The following is a 19100-nucleotide window of genomic DNA, read 5'->3' as shown; positions in this document are numbered from 1 at the left end:
GAAGGAAGTAGGACACCTTGCTCGACGTCAATGTCTTCGACGAGCTGCGCATCGGACTGGCCACTGCCGATGACATCCGTGCCTGGTCGCACGGTGAGGTCAAGAAGCCCGAGACCATCAACTACCGCACCCTCAAGCCCGAGAAGGACGGCCTCTTCTGCGAGAAGATCTTCGGCCCCACCCGGGACTGGGAGTGCTACTGCGGCAAGTACAAGCGCGTGCGCTTCAAGGGCATCATCTGCGAGCGCTGCGGCGTCGAGGTGACGCGCTCGAAGGTGCGCCGTGAGCGCATGGGCCACATCGAGCTCGCCGCGCCCGTGACCCACATCTGGTTCTTCAAGGGTGTGCCCTCGCGCCTGGGCTACCTGCTGGACCTCGCCCCGAAGGACCTCGAGAAGGTCATCTACTTCGCGGCGTACATGATCACGTCGGTCGACGTGGACGGTCGCCAGGAGGACCTGCCGAACCTCCAGAACGAGATCGACCTGGAGAAGAAGGAGATCGCGGACCGCCGCGACAACGACATCAACGCGCGCGCCCAGCGCCTCGAGGCCGACCTGGCCGAGCTCGAGGCCGAGGGTGCGAAGGCCGACGCGCGCCGCAAGGTGCGCGACTCGGCCGAGCGCGAGATGGCGCAGCTGCGCAAGCGTGCCGACGCCGAGCTCGACCGCCTCGAGCAGGTCTGGGACCGCTTCAAGAACCTCAAGGTCGCCGACCTCGAGGGCGACGAGATGCTCTACCGCTCGCTGCAGGACCGCTACGGCACCTACTTCGAGGGGTCGATGGGCGCTGCCGCGATCCAGAAGCGCCTGCAGGACTTCGACCTCGAGGCCGAGGCCGCGTCGCTGCGCGAGATCATCACGACGGGCAAGGGCCAGCGCAAGACGCGTGCCCTCAAGCGCCTCAAGGTCGTCAACGCGTTCCTGACGACGACGAACTCGCCGACCGGCATGGTGCTCGACGCCGTCCCGGTCATCCCGCCGGACCTGCGCCCCATGGTGCAGCTCGACGGTGGCCGGTTCGCGACGTCGGACCTCAACGACCTGTACCGCCGCGTGATCAACCGCAACAACCGGCTCAAGCGCCTGCTCGACCTGGGTGCGCCGGAGATCATCGTCAACAACGAGAAGCGGATGCTCCAGGAGGCCGTCGACTCGCTGTTCGACAACGGCCGTCGTGGACGCCCGGTGACCGGTCCGGGCAACCGCCCGCTCAAGTCGATCTCCGACATGCTCAAGGGCAAGCAGGGTCGTTTCCGTCAGAACCTGCTCGGCAAGCGCGTCGACTACTCGGGCCGTTCGGTCATCGTGGTCGGCCCGCAGCTCAAGCTGCACCAGTGCGGTCTGCCCAAGCAGATGGCTCTCGAGCTGTTCAAGCCGTTCGTGATGAAGCGCCTCGTGGACCTCAACCACGCGCAGAACATCAAGTCGGCCAAGCGCATGGTCGAGCGCGCGCGCCCGGTCGTGTGGGACGTCCTCGAAGAGGTCATCACCGAGCACCCCGTGCTGCTCAACCGTGCACCCACGCTGCACCGCCTGGGTATCCAGGCGTTCGAGCCGCAGCTCGTCGAGGGCAAGGCCATCCACCTGCACCCGCTCGTGTGCGGCGCGTTCAACGCCGACTTCGACGGTGACCAGATGGCGGTCCACCTGCCCCTGAGCGCAGAGGCGCAGGCCGAGGCCCGCATCCTCATGCTCTCGAGCAACAACATCCTCAAGCCGTCGGACGGCCGTCCGGTGACCATGCCCTCGCAGGACATGATCATCGGTCTGTTCCACCTGACGAGCGACAAGGACGGCGCCGAGGGCGAGGGCCGCGCGTTCTCGTCGGTGGCCGAGGCCGTCATGGCGTTCGACCAGGGCACGCTCGACCTGAACGCGGTCGTCAAGATCCGCATGGACGGCCTCGTGTTCGACGAGGGCGACGCCCCCGAGGGCTTCGTCCCGGGCGAGTCGTTCGTGTTCTCGACGACGCTGGGCCGCGCGCTCTTCAACGAGACGCTCCCCGTCTCGTACGGCTACGTCAACGGCGTGGTCGACAAGAAGAAGCTCTCGACGATCGTCAACGCGCTCGCCGAGCGCTACCCCAAGGTCGAGGTCGCCGCCTCGCTCGACGCGCTCAAGGCCGCCGGCTTCCGGTGGGCGACGCGCTCGGGCGTGACGATCGCGATCTCGGACGTCGCGACGCCGAGCGCCAAGGCCGAGATCCTCGAGGAGCACGAGGCCAAGGCGCTCAAGGTCCAGCAGGAGTTCGACAAGGGTCTGATCACGGACGACGAGCGCCGCCAGGAGCTCATCGAGATCTGGACCCAGGCGACCGACAAGGTCGCGTCGTCGATGCGCAAGAACCTCGAGGCGAACGACCGCAACACCGTGTTCCGCATGGTGGGCTCGGGCGCGCGTGGTAACTGGATGCAGGTCCGTCAGATCGCCGGTATGCGCGGTCTCGTGGCGAACCCGAAGGGTGAGATCATCCCTCGCCCGATCAAGTCCAACTACCGCGAGGGCCTGTCCGTCCTCGAGTACTTCATCGCGACGCACGGTGCCCGCAAGGGCCTCGCGGACACCGCCCTGCGTACCGCCGACTCGGGCTACCTGACCCGTCGTCTGGTGGACGTCTCGCAGGACGTCATCATCCGCGAGGAGGACTGCGGCACCGAGCGCGGCCTCAACCTGCCGGTGGGCGAGCGCCTCGCCGACGGGTCGCTCGTGGAGCACCCGAAGGTCGAGACGAGCATCTACTCGCGCACCCTCGCGACCGAGGTGTCCGACAAGGACGGCAACGTCATCGCGGGTGCGGGCGACGACGCGGGCGACGACGTCATCGAGCGTCTGCTCGCGGCGGGCGTCGACACGGTCAAGGTCCGCTCGGTCCTGACCTGCGAGTCGCGCGTCGGCACGTGCGCCAAGTGCTACGGCCGGTCGCTCGCGACCGGCAAGCTCGTCGACATCGGCGAGGCCGTCGGCATCATCGCGGCCCAGTCGATCGGTGAGCCCGGCACGCAGCTCACGATGCGTACCTTCCACACCGGTGGTGTGGCCTCGGCCGACGACATCACGCAGGGTCTGCCGCGTGTCACGGAGCTCTTCGAGGCCCGCACCCCCAAGGGTGAGGCGCCCATCGCCGAGTTCTCGGGCCGCGTCGTCATCGACGACTCGGAGCGTTCGCGCCGTCTGGTGCTCACGCCGGACGACGGCTCGGAGGAGATCGCCTACCCGGTGACCAAGCGTGCGCGCCTGCTCATCAACGACGGCGACCACGTCGAGGTCGGCACGCAGCTCGTCCAGGGTGCGGTGGACCCCAAGAAGGTCCTGCGCATCCTCGGCCCGCGCGCGACGCAGAAGCACCTCGTGGACGAGGTCCAGGAGGTCTACCGCTCGCAGGGCGTGGACATCCACGACAAGCACATCGAGGTCATCGTCCGGCAGATGCTGCGGCGCGTCACGGTGCTCGACTCGAGCAACTCCCGGCTCCTGCCGGGCGAGCTCGCGGAGCGCACCAAGTTCGAGGACGCCAACCGTGCGACGGTCGCCGAGGGCGGCACGCCCGCGGCCGGTCGTCCGGAGCTCATGGGCATCACGAAGGCGTCGCTCGCGACCGACTCGTGGCTCTCGGCCGCGTCGTTCCAGGAGACCACGCGCGTGCTCACGGAGGCCGCCATGAGCGGTCGCCGCGACCCGCTGCTGGGCCTCAAGGAGAACGTCATCATCGGTAAGCTCATCCCGGCCGGCACGGGTCTCCCGCGCTATGGCCAGGTCGACGTCGAGCCGACGGAGGAGGCGAAGACGGAGCTCTACCCGAGCTTCGGCTACGACGAGATCGACTTCCCGGCGCTCGGCATGGGCTCCGGCGAGGCGATCCCGCTCGAGGACCTCGACTTCGGCGACTTCCGCTGATCGACGCCGGCCACGGCCGGCGAGCTGGACCGCGAGGCGCGGCACCTTCGGGTGCCGCGCCTCGCGGCGTTCGGGCGCCGGGTCCGGGGCCGTCGTGGCTCGCAGTGGCTTGTCGGACGGCAGGGGAGCCGTGGCGTCCAGTAGCGCCGTACGGCGTACGGACCTGAGACCCTCCCGACGCGGTACCGCTCTCGCCGGCCCGGATCCGCGGTACCGCTCTCGCGGTGTCTCCCTCGCGGCATGTCGCCGCGTGTGGCCGGGCGCACGTTGACTCGTGCAGCCTCGGAGAGTAACGTTGGAGGCCGTGCCCGCGCCGTCGGGCCCTTCGTGCTGTTCCACACGACAGAACTGGTCGAACCCGGTGCAACCGGACCCACCAGAAGATGTCGGCGCGACCCCCGGGTCGCGCACCCCGGTCGCCGGGGTGGACGCGTCCCGCCGATCCGAGTCCTCTCGGGTCGCCCCGGGCACCGCGCCGAACAGCTCCGCAGGGCGTGATGTGAGTGCCCGGGCGCTCCGGAGCTCGACCCGCAGCCTGCTGCGGCGCAGAGCCCCGGACCATCGAGCCGGTGGTAGGTGGCTGTCGCGACGCGAGCGTTGCGCGGACGTCGTGCTGTCGGCTCCGCCAGACCACCCGTCGGGGCTGCGGCCCCGAGCAGTTCGAGAAGACCGGAGCCGTAGTGCCTACGATCCAGCAGCTCGTCCGCAAGGGGCGGACCTCGAAGGTCGGGAAGTCCAAGACTCCCGCCCTCAAGGGTTCCCCGCAGCGGCGCGGCGTGTGCACGCGTGTGTACACCACCACCCCCAAGAAGCCGAACTCCGCGCTCCGCAAGGTCGCGCGCGTCAAGCTCTCCTCCCAGGTCGAGGTCACGGCCTACATCCCCGGCGTCGGCCACAACCTCCAGGAGCACTCCATCGTGCTCGTGCGCGGCGGTCGTGTGAAGGACCTCCCGGGTGTGCGCTACAAGATCGTCCGCGGCGCGCTCGACACGCAGGGCGTGAAGGGTCGCAAGCAGGCTCGTAGCCGCTACGGCGCCAAGAAGGAGAAGAGCTAATGCCTCGCAAGGGTCCGGCCCCGAAGCGGCCGCTCATCGTCGACCCGGTCTACGGGTCCCCGGTCGTCACGCAGATGATCAACAAGATCATGCTCGACGGCAAGAAGTCCACGGCCGAGGCCATCGTCTACGGCGCGCTCGAGGGCGTCCGTGCGAAGGTCGACGGCGACCCGGTCGTCGTGCTCAAGCGTGCGCTCGACAACGTGCGCCCCGCGCTCGAGGTCCGCAGCCGCCGCGTCGGTGGCGCGACCTACCAGGTGCCCGTCGAGGTCCGCCCCGTGCGCGCCACGACGCTGGCCCTGCGCTGGCTCACCGACTACTCGCGCGCCCGTCGCGAGAAGACGATGACCGAGCGTCTGATGAACGAGATCCTCGACGCGAGCAACGGCCTCGGTGCCGCGGTCAAGCGTCGCGAGGACATGCACAAGATGGCCGACTCCAACAAGGCCTTCGCGCACTACCGCTGGTGACCCCGAGGGCCGGCGTCGAGCACGAACCGACGCCGGCCCCGGGCCCACGCGGCCTGCGCACCCGACCCACCCCACGACCCAAGGGAACTCACCGTGGCACTTGACGTGCTGACCGACCTGAACAAGGTCCGCAACATCGGCATCATGGCCCACATCGATGCCGGGAAGACGACGACCACCGAGCGGATCCTGTTCTACACCGGGGTCAACTACAAGATCGGTGAGACGCACGACGGTGCGTCGACGATGGACTGGATGGAGCAGGAGCAGGAGCGCGGCATCACGATCACGTCCGCCGCGACGACCTGCTACTGGAAGAACAACCAGATCAACATCATCGACACCCCGGGCCACGTGGACTTCACGGTCGAGGTCGAGCGCTCGCTGCGCGTGCTCGACGGCGCCGTCGCTGTCTTCGACGGCAAGGAGGGCGTCGAGCCCCAGTCCGAGACGGTCTGGCGCCAGGCGGACAAGTACAACGTCCCGCGCATCTGCTTCGTCAACAAGATGGACAAGCTCGGTGCGGACTTCTACTTCACCGTCGACACCATCATCAACCGCCTCAAGGCCAAGCCGCTGGTCATCCAGCTGCCGATCGGCTCCGAGAACGACTTCACCGGCGTCGTCGACCTGCTCGAGATGAAGGCGCTCGTCTGGCACGGCGAGACCAAGCTCGGCGAGGCGTACGACATCGAGGAGATCCCGGCCGACCTCCAGGAGAAGGCCGAGCAGTACCGGGCCGAGCTCGTGGAGGCCGTCGCCGAGGCCGACGACGAGTTGCTCGAGAAGTTCCTCGGTGGCGAGGAGATCTCGATCGCCGAGATCAAGGCCGGCATCCGCAAGCTCGTCATCGCGAGCGAGGCGTTCCCGGTCCTGTGCGGCTCCGCGTTCAAGAACAAGGGCGTCCAGCCCATGCTCGACGCGGTCATCGACTACCTCCCCACCCCCCTCGACGTCCCGGCCGTGGACGGCCTCGACGTCAAGGACGAGACGGTCACGATCCAGCGCCACCCCGACGCGAACGAGCCGTTCTCGGCCCTCGCGTTCAAGGTCGCCACGCACCCGTTCTTCGGCAAGCTCACCTACGTCCGGGTCTACTCGGGCAAGGTCGCGCAGGGCGCCCAGGTGCTCAACTCGACCAAGGGCAAGAAGGAGCGCATCGGGAAGCTCTTCCAGATGCACTCCAACAAGGAGAACCCGGTCGAGGAGGCCACGGCCGGCCACATCTACGCCTTCATCGGCCTCAAGGACGTCACCACGGGTGACACGCTGAGCGCGCTCGACGCGCCGGTGATCCTCGAGTCGATGACCTTCCCGGAGCCCGTCATCGACGTGGCCATCGAGCCGAAGACGAAGGGTGACCAGGAGAAGCTCTCGGTCGCCATCCAGAAGCTCGCCGAGGAGGACCCGACCTTCCGCGTCAAGCTCGACGAGGAGACCGGCCAGACCGTCATCGGCGGCATGGGCGAGCTCCACCTCGACATCCTCGTCGACCGCATGCGTCGCGAGTTCAAGGTCGAGGCCAACGTCGGCAAGCCGCAGGTCGCGTACCGCGAGACGATCCGCCGCACGGCCGAGAAGATCGACTACACGCACAAGAAGCAGACCGGTGGTTCGGGTCAGTTCGCCAAGGTCCAGGTGACCTTCGAGCCGCTCGACATGACCGAGGGTGGCGAGCTCTACGAGTTCGAGAACGCCGTCACCGGTGGTCGCATCCCGCGTGAGTACATCCCCTCGGTCGACGCCGGCATCCAGGCTGCGATGCAGCACGGCGTGCTCGCGGGCTTCCCGCTCGTCGGCGTCAAGGCCATCCTGCTCGACGGCGCCTACCACGACGTCGACTCGTCGGAGATGGCGTTCAAGATCGCCGGTACCCAGGTCCTGAAGGAGGGCGTCAAGCGCGCCGACCCGGTCCTGCTGGAGCCGGTCATGGCGGTCGAGGTGCGCACGCCCGAGGAGTACATGGGCGACGTCATCGGCGACCTGAACTCACGTCGTGGAATGATCCAGTCCATGGAGGACGCGACGGGTGTGAAGGTCGTGCGCGCCCAGGTACCGTTGTCAGAGATGTTCGGGTACATCGGTGACCTGCGTTCCAAGACGCAGGGCCGTGCGGTGTACTCGATGCAGTTCGACAGCTACTCCGAGGTTCCTCGGGCAGTTGCCGAAGAGATCATCAAGAAGACCCGGGGCGAGTGAGTCCCCACAGGTCGACCCCTGCACCACCCATCAACCTGTAGCGACCCGCACGCCCCGCAGATGCATCTCGCATCTGCATCGTTCGGCACAACTACCCAAGTCCCAGGAGGACCCCAGTGGCGAAGGCCAAGTTCGAGCGGACCAAGCCGCACGTCAACATCGGCACCATTGGTCACGTTGACCACGGTAAGACGACGCTGACGGCTGCGATCTCGAAGACGCTCGCTGACAAGTACGGCGACCTGCCGGCGAACAAGCAGCGCAACTTCGACGAGATCGACGCGGCGCCGGAGGAGAAGCAGCGCGGTATCACGATCAACATCGCGCACATCGAGTACGAGACGCCTGCGCGCCACTACGCGCACGTCGACGCTCCGGGTCACGCCGACTACATCAAGAACATGATCACGGGTGCGGCGCAGATGGACGGCGCCATCCTCGTGGTCGCCGCGACCGACGGCCCGATGGCCCAGACGCGTGAGCACGTCCTGCTCGCCCGTCAGGTCGGCGTGCCCTACCTGCTCGTCGCGCTCAACAAGTCCGACATGGTCGACGACGAGGAGATCCTCGAGCTCGTCGAGATGGAGGTCCGTGAGCTGCTGTCGAGCCAGGGCTTCGACGGCGACAACGCTCCCGTCGTGCAGGTCTCGGGCCTCAAGGCGCTCGAGGGCGACGAGAAGTGGGTCGAGAAGGTTCTCGAGCTCATGACGGCCGTGGACGAGAACGTCCCGGAGCCGGAGCGCGAGCTCGACAAGCCGTTCCTCATGCCCGTCGAGGACGTCTTCACGATCACCGGTCGTGGCACCGTCGTCACCGGCAAGGTCGAGCGTGGCACGCTCGACATCAACTCGGAGATCGAGATCGTCGGTATCCGCGCGCCGCAGAAGACCACGGTCACGGGCATCGAGACGTTCCACAAGTCGATGGACCAGGCCCAGGCCGGCGACAACACCGGTCTGCTCCTGCGCGGCATCAAGCGCGAGGACGTCGAGCGTGGCCAGGTCCTGGTCAAGCCCGGCTCGATCACGCCGCACACGCAGTTCGAGGCCCAGGTCTACATCCTCGGCAAGGACGAGGGCGGGCGTCACAACCCGTTCTACTCGAACTACCGCCCGCAGTTCTACTTCCGCACCACGGACGTCACCGGCGTCATCACGCTGCCCGAGGGCACCGAGATGGTCATGCCCGGCGACAACACCGAGATGACGGTCGAGCTGATCCAGCCGATCGCCATGGAGGAGGGCCTCGGCTTCGCCATCCGTGAGGGTGGCCGCACCGTGGGCTCGGGCCGCGTCACCAAGATCCTCAAGTGATCTCCCGCTGATCCCCGGCCGGTCCGCCGGCCGGGGATCAGCACCGGCGGAGGCCCGGCACCCCTCGGGGGGCCGGGCCTCCGTGCGTCCCCCTGCACGCGCTCCTGCCCTCGGGCGGTCCTCGCGTGCAGAAGCCTCGTGCACGTTCCTCGTGCAGAGCCCTCGTGCAGGGCCTTCGTGCGGGGAGCCCTCGTGTGGAGATCCCTTGCGGGCCCGGTCCCGAGGGTCTGGTCCCGTGGGTGCCCGTGCCCGTTCCCGTGCCGGACGCCGGTCACGTCGTCTCCCGACAGGCCGGCCACGCGCCGTCCGACCGTTCGGACGGGCGCGGCGCGAGGGTGGTACCACGGAGACATGGATCGGGGGACCGAGGTCACACCCGGGCGGGCTTGGATTCAGGCCGCGGGTGTGTCAAGATAGTCAGGTTGCCTGTTACGGGCGCGCTCTTTCAAGTTTCGAACAGTGTGTTGAACCGCCCTCGGGGGAACCGAGGCGCTGCGGCCGAGGCCGCGGGTTGAGCTCGCTGTCGACGAGGATCGAGCGCATCGCGGAACACACGTTCTGAGACAGGCTGAAAACGTTGCGGCACGCTGCCGCGTCCACCGGTTCGCCGGCGGGGCACGGCGTGACGCATATCCAACGGCCCCACATCATGCTGGTGTGCGCGTCGAGGTGGGTCGCACTACGCGACACGCCCGAGCGCGGGGGTCGGACAGCTAGCGGTTCGAGAGAGAGAGTCAGACGACGCCATGGCGGGACAGAAGATCCGCATCCGGCTCAAGTCCTACGACCACGAGGTGATTGACAGCTCGGCGCGCAAGATCGTCGACACTGTCACCCGCGCTGGTGCAACGGTCGTGGGCCCGGTGCCGCTGCCGACGGAGAAGAACGTCTTCTGCGTCATCCGATCGCCTCACAAGTACAAGGACAGCCGCGAGCACTTCGAGATGCGCACGCACAAGCGGCTGATCGACATCATCGATCCCACGCCGAAGGCCGTCGACTCGCTCATGCGACTCGACCTGCCTGCGGACGTGAACATCGAGATCAAGCTCTGAGGCTGGAGGACATCATGACTACCCCCCAGCAGAACGCACGCGCCGTGAAGGCCGTGCTCGGGACCAAGCTCGGGATGACCCAGGTCTGGGACGAGGCCGGTCGCCTCGTGCCCGTGACCGTCGTGGCCGTCCCCACGAACGTGGTGACGCAGGTCCGCTCCGCGGACGCCGACGGCTACGCCGCGATCCAGCTGGCCGCAGGCCAGATCGATCCGCGCAAGGTCACCAAGCCCCTCAAGGGTCACTTCGAGAAGGCCGGCGTCACGCCGCGCCGTCACGTGACCGAGGTCCGCACGAGCGACGCCGCCGAGTTCACGCTCGGCCAGGAGATCAGCGCGGCGGCCTTCGAGGCCGGCGTGAAGGTCGACGTCATCGGGACCACCAAGGGCAAGGGCACCGCCGGTGTGATGAAGCGTCACGGCTTCTCCGGCGTCGGCGCCTCGCACGGTGCTCACCGCAACCACCGCAAGCCCGGCTCGATCGGTGGGGCCTCGACCCCGTCGCGCGTGTTCAAGGGTGTGCGCATGGCGGGTCGGATGGGCTTCGACCGTCAGACCACGCAGAACCTGACCCTCCACGCGGTCGACGCCGAGAAGGGTCTGCTGCTCGTCAAGGGCGCAGTGCCCGGCCCCAAGGGCGGCGTCGTTCTCGTGCGCAGCGCCGTGAAGGGAGCCTGACACTCATGGCTGCACAGACTGTTGACGTCCTCGACGCCAAGGGCGCGAAGGCCGGCACCGCCGACCTCCCCGCCGAGGTGTTCGACGTCCAGACGAACGTCCCGCTGATCCACCAGGTCGTCGTCGCCCAGCGCGCTGCCGCGCGTCAGGGCACCGCCTCGACCAAGACCCGCGGCGAGGTCCGCGGTGGTGGGCGCAAGCCGTACAAGCAGAAGGGCACCGGCCGAGCCCGTCAGGGTTCGACGCGTGCTCCGCAGTTCGCCGGTGGTGGCACCGTCCACGGCCCGCAGCCGCGCAGCTACGACCAGCGGACGCCCAAGAAGATGAAGGCTGCCGCGCTCCGCGGTGCGCTCTCCGACCGGGCTCGCGCCGGTCGCGTGCACGTCGTGTCGGGCTTCGGCATCGACGGCGTGCCCTCGACCAAGTCCGCTCTGGCGACGATCGCGACCCTGTCGCCGCGCCCGAACGTGCTCGTGGTGCTCGAGCGTGGCGACGAGCTCTCGCTCAAGTCGCTGCGCAACGTCGAGCAGGTGCACCTCCTGGTCGCCGACCAGCTGAACACCTACGACGTGCTCGTCTCCGACGACGTCGTCTTCACCGAGGGCGCGCTCGCCGCGTTCCTCGCCGGGCCGGCCGCTGGTCGCTCCGCGAAGGCCGTCGCCACGTCCACCGAGGCCGACGAGACCGTCGCTACCGAGGAGGACGCCAAGTGAGCGCCGAGAACACCGCTCCCGAGCGGATCGTCATCCCGAAGGACCCGCGCGACATCCTGATCGCGCCGGTCGTCTCGGAGAAGAGCTACGGGCTGCTCGACGAGGGCAAGTACACCTTCATCGTGCACCCGAGCGCGAACAAGACCGAGATCAAGATCGCCGTCGAGAAGGTCTTCGACGTCAAGGTCAAGTCGGTCAACACGATCAACCGCAAGGGCAAGGCCCGTCGTACGCGGTTCGGTCTCGGTAAGCGCAAGGACACCAAGCGTGCGATCGTCACCCTCCGCGAGGGCACGATCGACATCTTCGGCTGAGCCGACGAGAGCAGATTGAGGACAGATCCCCATGGGAATCCGTAAGTACAAGCCGACGACGCCAGGCCGCCGCGGCTCGAGCGTCGCCGACTTCGTCGAGGTCACGCGCTCGCAGCCGGAGAAGTCGCTGGTCCGTCCCCTGTCGAAGACGGGTGGCCGCAACAACTCCGGTCGCATCACGACCCGCCACAAGGGCGGTGGCCACAAGCGCGCCTACCGCGTGATCGACTTCCGTCGTCACGACAAGGACGGCGTGCCGGCGAAGGTCGCACACATCGAGTACGACCCCAACCGCACCGCGCGCATCGCGCTCCTGCACTACGCGGACGGCGAGAAGCGTTACATCGTCGCGCCGAACAAGCTCAAGCAGGGCGACATGATCGAGAACGGTGCCGGGGCCGACATCAAGCCCGGCAACAACCTGCCGCTGCGCAACATCCCGACCGGTACGGTCATCCACGCCATCGAGCTGCGGCCCGGTGGCGGTGCGAAGATCGCCCGTTCGGCCGGCGCCTCGGTGCAGCTCGTCGCCAAGGACGGCCCCTACGCCCAGCTGCGTATGCCGTCCGGCGAGATCCGCAACGTCGACCTGCGCTGCCGCGCGACCATCGGCGAGGTCGGCAACGCCGAGCAGTCGAACATCAACTGGGGCAAGGCCGGCCGTATGCGCTGGAAGGGCAAGCGCCCGACCGTCCGCGGTGTCGCCATGAACCCGATCGACCACCCGCACGGTGGTGGTGAGGGCAAGACGTCCGGTGGACGTCACCCGGTGAGCCCGTGGGGCCAGCCCGAGGGCCGTACCCGTCGTCCGAACAAGGCGAGCGACAAGATGATCGTCCGCCGCCGCCGCACCGGCAAGAAGCGCTGACAAGGAGCCTGAAAGATGCCACGCAGCCTCAAGAAGGGCCCCTTCGTCGACGGCCACCTCCAGAAGAAGGTGGACGTGCAGAACGAGAAGGGGACCAAGAACGTCATCAAGACGTGGTCCCGTCGGTCGGTCATCACGCCCGACTTCCTCGGCCACACCTTCGCCGTGCACGACGGCCGCAAGCACACTCCGGTGTTCGTCACCGAGTCGATGGTCGGCCACAAGCTCGGCGAGTTCGCCCCCACCCGGACCTTCCGCGGCCACGTGAAGGACGACAAGAAGGGCCGTCGCCGCTGATCCGTGGGCTCTGCCCGCGAGAACAGCAGCGACGACCCCGACGGTCATAACGAGACAAGAAGGCAGGACAGCAATGGAAGCCAAGGCGCAGGCGCGGTTCGTCCGTGTCACGCCCCAGAAGGCCCGGCGCGTCGTGGACCTCATCCGTGGCAAGCAGGCCTCTGAGGCCGTGGCGGTGCTCAAGTTCGCACCCCAGGCTGCGAGCGAGCCGATCCGCAAGGTCGTGGAGAGCGCGATCGCGAACGCACGGGTGAAGGCCGACAACGCGAGCGTCCGGTTCGACGAGCAGGAGCTCGTCGTCTCGGAGGCGTTCGTGGACGAGGGCCCGACCCTCAAGCGGTTCCGGCCTCGTGCGCAGGGTCGCGCGAGCCAGATCCTCAAGCGGACCAGCCACATCACCGTGGTCGTGGCTCCGCGCGAAGACACGAAGGGAAGGGCCCGATAGTGGGACAGAAGGTTCACCCGCACGGGTACCGTCTCGGCATCACCACCGACCACCGGTCGCGCTGGTTCGCCGACAGCACCAAGCCCGGCCAGCGGTACCGCGACTACGTCCGCGAGGACGTGCAGATCCGCAAGCTCATGAGCACGGGTCTCGAGCGCGCCGGCATCTCCAAGGTCGAGATCGAGCGCACCCGTGACCGCGTCCGCGTGGACATCCACACGGCGCGCCCGGGCATCGTCATCGGTCGCCGTGGCGCCGAGGCCGACCGCATCCGCGGCGAGCTCGAGAAGCTCACGGGCAAGCAGGTCCAGCTGAACATCCTCGAGGTCAAGAACCCCGAGATCGACGCTCAGCTGGTCGCCCAGGGCATCGCCGAGCAGCTCGCGAGCCGTGTGTCGTTCCGTCGCGCCATGCGCAAGGGCATCCAGTCGGCGCAGCGCGCCGGCGCGAAGGGTATCCGCGTGGCGGTCTCGGGTCGTCTCGGCGGCGCCGAGATGTCCCGCTCGGAGTTCTACCGCGAGGGTCGTGTGCCGCTGCACACGCTGCGCGCGAACATCGACTACGGCTTCTTCGAGGCCCGCACGACCTTCGGGCGCATCGGCGTCAAGGTCTGGGTCTACAAGGGCGACATGACCGAGAAGGAGTTCGCCGCACAGCAGGCGACCGCCGCTCCGCGCCAGGGCCGTGGCGGCCCCCGCGGTGGCGAGCGTGGCGGGGACCGTCGTGGTCCGCGTCGTGGCTCCGAGCGTCCGGCCGAGCGTGCCGCCGAGGCTCCTGCTGCAGAGCAGGCCGCCCCGGCCGAGGCACCCGCGGCCCCTGAGTCCGGAACGGAGGCCTGACCATGCTGATCCCTCGCAGGGTCAAGCACCGCAAGCAGCACCACCCGTCGCGCTCCGGCGCGGCCAAGGGCGGCACGCAGATCGCTTTCGGCGAGTACGGCATCCAGGCTCTCGAGCCTGCGTACGTCACGAACCGTCAGATCGAGTCGGCGCGTATCGCCATGACCCGTCACATCAAGCGTGGCGGAAAGGTCTGGATCAACATCTACCCGGACCGTCCGCTCACGAAGAAGCCTGCCGAGACCCGCATGGGTTCCGGTAAGGGTTCGCCCGAGTGGTGGGTCGCCAACGTCAAGCCGGGCCGGATCGTCTTCGAGCTGGCCGGCGTCCCGGAGGACCTGGCTCGCGAGGCCATGCGCCGCGCGATCCACAAGCTCCCGATGAAGTGCCGTTTCGTGGTGCGTGAGGGTGGTGGCAACTGATGGCTGTCGGTACCAAGGAGCTGGAGACCAGCAACCTGGACGGGTTCGACAACGAGCGTCTCGTCGCCGAGCTCAAGAAGGCCAAGGAGGAGCTTTTCAACCTCCGTTTCCAGTCGGCCACCGGCCAGCTGGAGAGCCACGGCCGTCTCAAGGCCGTGCGTCGTGACATCGCGCGGATCTACACGATCATCCGTGAGCGTGAGCTCGGGATCCGCACCGCACCGAGCCCGAGTGAGTGAGGCTGTAATGAGCGAGAAGGCAACTGAGTCGCCCGCCGTCGCGGCCGACCAGCCCACCGAGGCCCGGGCCAACCGCAAGACGCGGCGCGGGTACGTGGTGAGCGACAAGATGGACAAGACCGTGGTGATCGAGGTCGAGGACCGGGTCAAGCACCCGCTCTACGGCAAGGTCATCCGTCGCACGACCAAGGTCAAGGTGCACGACGAGCAGAACTCTGCCGGCGTCGGCGACCTCGTCCTGGTCATGGAGACCCGCCCGCTGTCCGCCACCAAGCGGTTCCGGCTCGTGGAGATCCTCGAGAAGGCCAAGTAGTACCCCCTGATCGCGGTGGGCCGGGTGCCGTATCCTGGTACCCGGCCCTCCCCGCGATCACCCAGTGACTGACCCAGCCACCGCCGAGGCGATCACGCCAGTGGCGAGCGGCTGACACTGACAGCTATCCGTTCGGCAAGGCTCGCGCAGCGAGAACCGGCTCGACGACAGGAGTTCACTACATGATCCAGCAGGAGTCGCGACTTCGTGTCGCCGACAACACGGGTGCGAAGGAAATCCTCTGCATCCGCGTTCTCGGTGGCTCGGGCCGTCGCTACGCCGGAATCGGCGACACCATCGTCGCCACCGTCAAGGACGCGATCCCCGGCGGCAACGTGAAGAAGGGCGACGTGGTCAAGGCCGTCGTCGTCCGGACCGCCAAGGAGCGCCGTCGTCCGGACGGTTCCTACATCAAGTTCGACGAGAACGCCGCCGTGATCCTCAAGAACGACGGGGAGCCGCGCGGTACGCGCATCTTCGGCCCCGTCGGTCGCGAGCTTCGTGACAAGAAGTTCATGAAGATCATCTCGCTGGCACCGGAGGTGCTCTGACCATGGCGAAGATCAAGAAGGGCGACCTCGTCGTCGTCATCTCCGGCAAGGACAAGGGCAAGCAGGGCCGCGTCCTCGAGGTCCTCAAGGACAGCGACCGTCTGGTCGTCGAGGGTGTCCAGCGCGTCACGAAGCACGTCAAGGTCGGGCAGTCGCAGCGCGGCACCCGCACCGGCGGCATCGAGACCGTCGAGGCCCCGATCCACGTGAGCAACGTGATGGTCGTCGACCCGGAGACCAAGAAGGGCACCCGCGTCGGGTACCGCACCGAAGAGGTCGAGCGTGACGGCCGTACGCGTACCGTTCGCGTGCGCGTCGCCAAGCGTTCCGGGAAGGACATCTGATGAGCGAGAACACCACGCTCGAAGCCCCCGCCCTGCCGCGCCTCAAGTCGCGGTACCGCGAGGAGATCATCGCCGGCCTCCGCGAGGAGTTCGGGCACGTCAACGTCAACCAGGTCGCCGGTCTGTCGAAGATCGTCGTCAACATGGGTGTCGGTGACGCCGCCAAGGACTCCAAGCTCATCGAGGGCGCGATCCGCGACCTGACCGCGATCACGGGTCAGAAGCCGCAGGTCACGAAGGCCCGCAAGTCCATCGCGCAGTTCAAGCTGCGCGAGGGCATGCCGATCGGCGCGCACGTCACGCTGCGCGGCGACCGCATGTGGGAGTTCCTGGACCGTCTGCTCTCGACGGCCCTGCCCCGCATCCGTGACTTCCGCGGTCTCTCGGCCAAGCAGTTCGACGGTCACGGCAACTACACGTTCGGCCTCACGGAGCAGTCGATGTTCCACGAGATCGATCAGGACAAGATCGACCGTGTCCGCGGTATGGACATCACGGTCGTCACGACCGCGACGACCGATGCTGAGGGCCGCTCCCTGCTGCGCCAGCTCGGCTTCCCCTTCAAGGAGAACTGACATGGCGAAGAAGGCCCTGGTCAACAAGGCGGCCGCGAAGCCCAAGTTCGCGGTCCGTGCCTACACCCGGTGCCAGAAGTGCGGTCGCCCGCACTCGGTGTACCGCAAGTTCGGCCTCTGCCGCGTGTGCCTTCGCGAGATGGCCCACCGTGGTGAGCTCCCCGGCGTCACCAAGAGCAGCTGGTAACAACTACGTCGCAGGTCTGACGACGTCGCCGGCCCCTCGGGGCCACAGCGCGGCAGGTCAGATACCCCGGCGAGGAAGGGCTGAAGCCCAATGACGATGACCGACCCGATCGCAGACATGCTGACGCGTCTGCGAAACGCGAACTCGGCGCACCACGACACGGTCACCATGCCGTTCTCGAAGCTGAAGTCGCACATTGCTGAGATCCTGCAGGCCGAGGGATACATCTCCGGCTGGAGCGTCGAGGACGCTCGCGTGGGCAAGAACCTGACCATCGAGCTCAAGTACGGGCCGAACCGCGAGCGCTCGCTCGTCGGGATCACCCGTGTCTCGAAGCCCGGTCTTCGCGTGTACGCGAAGTCGACCAAGCTGCCGACCGTCCGTGGCGGCCTCGGCGTGGCGATCCTGTCCACGTCGTCGGGCCTCCTCACGGACCGCCAGGCACACTCCAAGGGCGTCGGCGGCGAAGTCCTCGCCTACGTCTGGTAATCGGAACTCGGAAAGGAGAGATACGCCATGTCTCGTATCGGCAAGATCCCCGTTCCGGTTCCCGCCGGAGTGGACGTCACCATCAGCGGCGCGCTCGTCACGGTCAAGGGGCCCAAGGGCACCCTTGAGCACACGGTGCCCGCACCCATCTCGGTCGAGCAGGAGGACGGCACGCTCGTCGTGTCCCGTCCGGACGACGAGCGCGCGTCGCGCTCGCTGCACGGCCTGACCCGTACCCTGCTGGCCAACATCATCACCGGTGTGACCCAGGGCTACGAGAAGAAGCTCGAGATCGTCGGTACCGGTTACCGCGTCGCGGCCAAGGGCTCGGAGCTCGAGTTCGCGCTCGGTTTCAGCCACCCCGTCGTCATCGCTGCGCCGGAGGGCATCTCCTTCGCCGTCGAGTCGCCGACCAAGTTCTCGGTCGCCGGCATCGACAAGCAGCAGGTCGGCGAGGTCGCGGCGAACATTCGCAAGATCCGCAAGCCCGAGCCGTACAAGGGCAAGGGTGTGCGGTACGCCGGCGAGGTCGTCCGCCGCAAGGTCGGAAAGGCTGGTAAGTGATGGCTCTCAAGGTTCTGGGCAAGGGCAAGGCCGTCTCGCGCCGCCGTCGCCACCTGCGCCTGCGCAAGAAGGTCGTCGGGACCGCGGCTCGTCCGCGTCTCGTCGTGACCCGTTCGTCGCGTCACATCACGGCTCAGGTCGTGGACGACGCCGTCGGCCACACGCTGGCCTCGGCCTCGACGCTCGAGGCCGACGTCCGTGCGGCCGAGGGCGACAAGAGCGCCAAGGCCCGCAAGGTCGGCGAGCTCGTCGCCGAGCGCGCGAAGGCCGCTGGCATCGACTCGGTCGTCTTCGACCGCGGTGGCAACAAGTACCACGGCCGGGTGGCAGCAGTCGCCGACGGGGCCCGCGAAGGCGGTCTGGCCCTGTGACGACGCTCACCATCTCCGCACGGAAGCAAAGGATTCTCTGATGGCTGCAGGGCAGCGCAGCAGCACCGGCGCCCCCCAGGGTGCCGCCAACGAGTCGGCCGGCCAGGCCGGTCGCGGCGACCGCCGCGGCCAGGGCGGCCGTGACGGCGGTCGTCGCGACGGCCGCCGCAACGAGGCCGCCGAGAAGAACGCCTTCGTCGAGCGCGTCGTCACGATCAACCGTGTCTCCAAGGTCGTCAAGGGTGGTCGTCGCTTCAGCTTCACCGCCCTCGTCGTCGTCGGCGACGGTGACGGTCAGGTCGGCGTCGGCTACGGCAAGGCCAAGGAGGTGCCCGCGGCGATCGCCAAGGGTGTCGAGGAGGCGAAGAAGAGCTTCTTCCGCGTCCCCCGCATCCAGGGCACCATCCCTCACCCCATCCAGGGTGAGGCCGCCGCAGGCGTCGTGTTCCTCCGTCCGGCCGCCCCGGGTACCGGTGTGATCGCCGGTGGTCCGGTGCGCGCCGTCCTGGAGTGCGCCGGCATCCACGACGTCCTGAGCAAGTCGCTCGGTTCGTCGAACGCGATCAACATCGTCCACGCAACGGTCGAGGCTCTCCGTAACCTGGAGCAGCCGGAGTCGGTCGCCGCGCGTCGTGGCCTTCCGCTCGAGCACGTCGCCCCGGCGGCGCTGCTGCGTGCGCAGGCTGCGGGCAAGGCCGTGGCAGCAGAGGCAGGTGCGTGATGGCTCGTCTCAAGGTCACCCAGACCAAGTCCGCCATCGGCGGCAAGCAGAACCAGCGCGACACGCTGCGCACTCTGGGCCTCAAGCGGATCGGCGACACCGCCGTGAAGGAGGACCGCCCGGAGATCCGCGGCATGGTCGCGACGGTGGCGCACCTCGTCGCCGTTGAGGAGGTCGACTGAT

General features: G+C 67.8%; 25 protein-coding genes. All 25 read left to right on the top strand.

The window, feature by feature from the left end:
• The first annotated feature begins 17 nt into the window (after positions 1-17).
• The 25 genes from CLV28_RS02445 to rpmD all read left to right on the top strand — a co-directional run bounded on the left by CLV28_RS02445 (position 18) and on the right by rpmD (position 19099).
• Positions 18-3896, top strand: coding sequence for a DNA-directed RNA polymerase subunit beta' (locus CLV28_RS02445; RefSeq protein WP_100421689.1), 3879 nt, complete (start codon positions 18-20; stop codon positions 3894-3896).
• Between the two features lie 680 nt (positions 3897-4576).
• Positions 4577-4951 (top strand): 30S ribosomal protein S12, encoded by a 375-nt coding sequence (gene rpsL / locus CLV28_RS02440; protein WP_100421688.1) that lies wholly within the window; start codon positions 4577-4579, stop codon positions 4949-4951.
• Entirely contained in the window at positions 4951-5421 is a 471-nt protein-coding gene (gene rpsG, locus CLV28_RS02435; protein ID WP_100421687.1) for a 30S ribosomal protein S7, read from the top strand. Before rpsL ends, rpsG begins: the two co-directional genes overlap by 1 nt.
• A gap of 93 nt (positions 5422-5514) precedes the next feature.
• Positions 5515-7620 (top strand): elongation factor G, encoded by a 2106-nt coding sequence (fusA, locus tag CLV28_RS02430; protein WP_100421686.1) that lies wholly within the window; start codon positions 5515-5517, stop codon positions 7618-7620.
• Between the two features lie 116 nt (positions 7621-7736).
• The gene (tuf, locus tag CLV28_RS02425; protein WP_100421685.1) at positions 7737-8933 is read left to right on the top strand and encodes an elongation factor Tu; all 1197 of its coding nucleotides are present in this window, start codon (positions 7737-7739) and stop codon (positions 8931-8933) included.
• Positions 8934-9679: 746 nt separating this feature from the next.
• Positions 9680-9988 (top strand): 30S ribosomal protein S10, encoded by a 309-nt coding sequence (rpsJ, locus tag CLV28_RS02420; protein ID WP_012867945.1) that lies wholly within the window; start codon positions 9680-9682, stop codon positions 9986-9988.
• Between the two features lie 14 nt (positions 9989-10002).
• Complete coding sequence (rplC, locus tag CLV28_RS02415; RefSeq protein ID WP_100421684.1) at positions 10003-10665, top strand: 50S ribosomal protein L3; 663 nt, start codon at positions 10003-10005, stop codon at positions 10663-10665.
• Positions 10666-10670: 5 nt separating this feature from the next.
• Positions 10671-11378 (top strand): 50S ribosomal protein L4, encoded by a 708-nt coding sequence (gene rplD / locus CLV28_RS02410; protein ID WP_100421683.1) that lies wholly within the window; start codon positions 10671-10673, stop codon positions 11376-11378.
• On the top strand, positions 11375-11692 hold the full coding sequence (rplW, locus tag CLV28_RS02405; protein WP_239073151.1) for a 50S ribosomal protein L23: 318 nt from the start codon (positions 11375-11377) through the stop codon (positions 11690-11692). The genes rplD and rplW overlap by 4 nt, the downstream gene beginning before the upstream one ends.
• 31 nt (positions 11693-11723) lie before the next feature.
• Positions 11724-12560: a 50S ribosomal protein L2 gene (gene rplB / locus CLV28_RS02400; protein WP_100421682.1), complete on the top strand. Its 837-nt coding sequence runs from the start codon at positions 11724-11726 to the stop codon at positions 12558-12560.
• A 15-nt stretch (positions 12561-12575) separates the two neighbouring features.
• Positions 12576-12857 carry a 30S ribosomal protein S19 gene (gene rpsS, locus CLV28_RS02395; protein WP_012867940.1) on the top strand — a complete coding sequence of 94 codons (282 nt, stop codon included), beginning with the start codon at positions 12576-12578 and terminating at the stop codon, positions 12855-12857.
• A gap of 73 nt (positions 12858-12930) precedes the next feature.
• The gene (gene rplV, locus CLV28_RS02390; protein WP_100421681.1) at positions 12931-13302 is read left to right on the top strand and encodes a 50S ribosomal protein L22; all 372 of its coding nucleotides are present in this window, start codon (positions 12931-12933) and stop codon (positions 13300-13302) included.
• Positions 13302-14141, top strand: a complete 840-nt coding sequence (gene rpsC, locus CLV28_RS02385; RefSeq protein ID WP_100421680.1) for a 30S ribosomal protein S3 — start codon at positions 13302-13304, stop codon at positions 14139-14141. Before rplV ends, rpsC begins: the two co-directional genes overlap by 1 nt.
• A gap of 2 nt (positions 14142-14143) precedes the next feature.
• Positions 14144-14563 carry a 50S ribosomal protein L16 gene (rplP, locus tag CLV28_RS02380; protein WP_100421679.1) on the top strand — a complete coding sequence of 140 codons (420 nt, stop codon included), beginning with the start codon at positions 14144-14146 and terminating at the stop codon, positions 14561-14563.
• Positions 14563-14802: a 50S ribosomal protein L29 gene (rpmC, locus tag CLV28_RS02375; RefSeq protein ID WP_100421678.1), complete on the top strand. Its 240-nt coding sequence runs from the start codon at positions 14563-14565 to the stop codon at positions 14800-14802. Before rplP ends, rpmC begins: the two co-directional genes overlap by 1 nt.
• A gap of 7 nt (positions 14803-14809) precedes the next feature.
• On the top strand, positions 14810-15115 hold the full coding sequence (gene rpsQ / locus CLV28_RS02370) for a 30S ribosomal protein S17 (RefSeq protein ID WP_100421677.1): 306 nt from the start codon (positions 14810-14812) through the stop codon (positions 15113-15115).
• Between the two features lie 182 nt (positions 15116-15297).
• Positions 15298-15666 (top strand): 50S ribosomal protein L14, encoded by a 369-nt coding sequence (gene rplN, locus CLV28_RS02365; protein WP_100421676.1) that lies wholly within the window; start codon positions 15298-15300, stop codon positions 15664-15666.
• Positions 15667-15668: 2 nt separating this feature from the next.
• Entirely contained in the window at positions 15669-16010 is a 342-nt protein-coding gene (gene rplX / locus CLV28_RS02360; protein WP_100421675.1) for a 50S ribosomal protein L24, read from the top strand.
• Positions 16010-16585: a 50S ribosomal protein L5 gene (rplE, locus tag CLV28_RS02355; protein ID WP_100421674.1), complete on the top strand. Its 576-nt coding sequence runs from the start codon at positions 16010-16012 to the stop codon at positions 16583-16585. The genes rplX and rplE overlap by 1 nt, the downstream gene beginning before the upstream one ends.
• Position 16586: 1 nt before the next feature.
• Entirely contained in the window at positions 16587-16772 is a 186-nt protein-coding gene (locus CLV28_RS02350) for a type Z 30S ribosomal protein S14 (protein WP_100421673.1), read from the top strand.
• 90 nt (positions 16773-16862) lie between these two features.
• Positions 16863-17261, top strand: coding sequence for a 30S ribosomal protein S8 (rpsH, locus tag CLV28_RS02345; protein WP_100421672.1), 399 nt, complete (start codon positions 16863-16865; stop codon positions 17259-17261).
• Between the two features lie 27 nt (positions 17262-17288).
• Complete coding sequence (gene rplF / locus CLV28_RS02340) at positions 17289-17825, top strand: 50S ribosomal protein L6 (protein WP_100421671.1); 537 nt, start codon at positions 17289-17291, stop codon at positions 17823-17825.
• Entirely contained in the window at positions 17825-18196 is a 372-nt protein-coding gene (rplR, locus tag CLV28_RS02335) for a 50S ribosomal protein L18 (RefSeq protein WP_100421670.1), read from the top strand. Before rplF ends, rplR begins: the two co-directional genes overlap by 1 nt.
• Before the next feature lie 40 nt (positions 18197-18236).
• Entirely contained in the window at positions 18237-18917 is a 681-nt protein-coding gene (rpsE, locus tag CLV28_RS02330) for a 30S ribosomal protein S5 (protein ID WP_100421669.1), read from the top strand.
• Complete coding sequence (gene rpmD / locus CLV28_RS02325) at positions 18917-19099, top strand: 50S ribosomal protein L30 (protein ID WP_100421668.1); 183 nt, start codon at positions 18917-18919, stop codon at positions 19097-19099. The genes rpsE and rpmD overlap by 1 nt, the downstream gene beginning before the upstream one ends.
• Position 19100: the final 1 nt, after the last annotated feature.

Origin of the sequence: Sediminihabitans luteus (assembly GCF_002797595.1) — a bacterium.
Classification (GTDB): domain Bacteria; phylum Actinomycetota; class Actinomycetes; order Actinomycetales; family Cellulomonadaceae; genus Paraoerskovia; species Paraoerskovia lutea.
This window is presented reverse-complemented; position numbering and strand designations above follow the sequence as displayed.

Excerpts from the sequence above, each read along its gene's own strand:
- rpsJ (WP_012867945.1), top strand. The coding sequence starts at position 9,680 with ATGGCGGGACAGAAGATCCGCATCCGGCTCAAGTCCTACGACCACGAG.
- rplD (WP_100421683.1), top strand. The coding sequence starts at position 10,671 with ATGGCTGCACAGACTGTTGACGTCCTCGACGCCAAGGGCGCGAAGGCC.
- rplP (WP_100421679.1), top strand. The coding sequence starts at position 14,144 with ATGCTGATCCCTCGCAGGGTCAAGCACCGCAAGCAGCACCACCCGTCG.
- rplR (WP_100421670.1), top strand. The coding sequence starts at position 17,825 with ATGGCTCTCAAGGTTCTGGGCAAGGGCAAGGCCGTCTCGCGCCGCCGT.
- rplV (WP_100421681.1), top strand. The coding sequence starts at position 12,931 with ATGGAAGCCAAGGCGCAGGCGCGGTTCGTCCGTGTCACGCCCCAGAAG.
- rpsE (WP_100421669.1), top strand. The coding sequence starts at position 18,237 with ATGGCTGCAGGGCAGCGCAGCAGCACCGGCGCCCCCCAGGGTGCCGCC.
- rpsG (WP_100421687.1), top strand. The coding sequence starts at position 4,951 with ATGCCTCGCAAGGGTCCGGCCCCGAAGCGGCCGCTCATCGTCGACCCG.
- rpsS (WP_012867940.1), top strand. The coding sequence starts at position 12,576 with ATGCCACGCAGCCTCAAGAAGGGCCCCTTCGTCGACGGCCACCTCCAG.
- rplX (WP_100421675.1), top strand. The coding sequence starts at position 15,669 with ATGGCGAAGATCAAGAAGGGCGACCTCGTCGTCGTCATCTCCGGCAAG.
- rpmD (WP_100421668.1), top strand. The coding sequence starts at position 18,917 with ATGGCTCGTCTCAAGGTCACCCAGACCAAGTCCGCCATCGGCGGCAAG.
- rplN (WP_100421676.1), top strand. The coding sequence starts at position 15,298 with ATGATCCAGCAGGAGTCGCGACTTCGTGTCGCCGACAACACGGGTGCG.
- rplC (WP_100421684.1), top strand. The coding sequence starts at position 10,003 with ATGACTACCCCCCAGCAGAACGCACGCGCCGTGAAGGCCGTGCTCGGG.
- CLV28_RS02350 (WP_100421673.1), top strand. The coding sequence starts at position 16,587 with ATGGCGAAGAAGGCCCTGGTCAACAAGGCGGCCGCGAAGCCCAAGTTC.
- rpsH (WP_100421672.1), top strand. The coding sequence starts at position 16,863 with ATGACGATGACCGACCCGATCGCAGACATGCTGACGCGTCTGCGAAAC.
- rpmC (WP_100421678.1), top strand. The coding sequence starts at position 14,563 with ATGGCTGTCGGTACCAAGGAGCTGGAGACCAGCAACCTGGACGGGTTC.
- rpsQ (WP_100421677.1), top strand. The coding sequence starts at position 14,810 with ATGAGCGAGAAGGCAACTGAGTCGCCCGCCGTCGCGGCCGACCAGCCC.
- rplF (WP_100421671.1), top strand. The coding sequence starts at position 17,289 with ATGTCTCGTATCGGCAAGATCCCCGTTCCGGTTCCCGCCGGAGTGGAC.
- rplB (WP_100421682.1), top strand. The coding sequence starts at position 11,724 with ATGGGAATCCGTAAGTACAAGCCGACGACGCCAGGCCGCCGCGGCTCG.
- rplE (WP_100421674.1), top strand. The coding sequence starts at position 16,010 with ATGAGCGAGAACACCACGCTCGAAGCCCCCGCCCTGCCGCGCCTCAAG.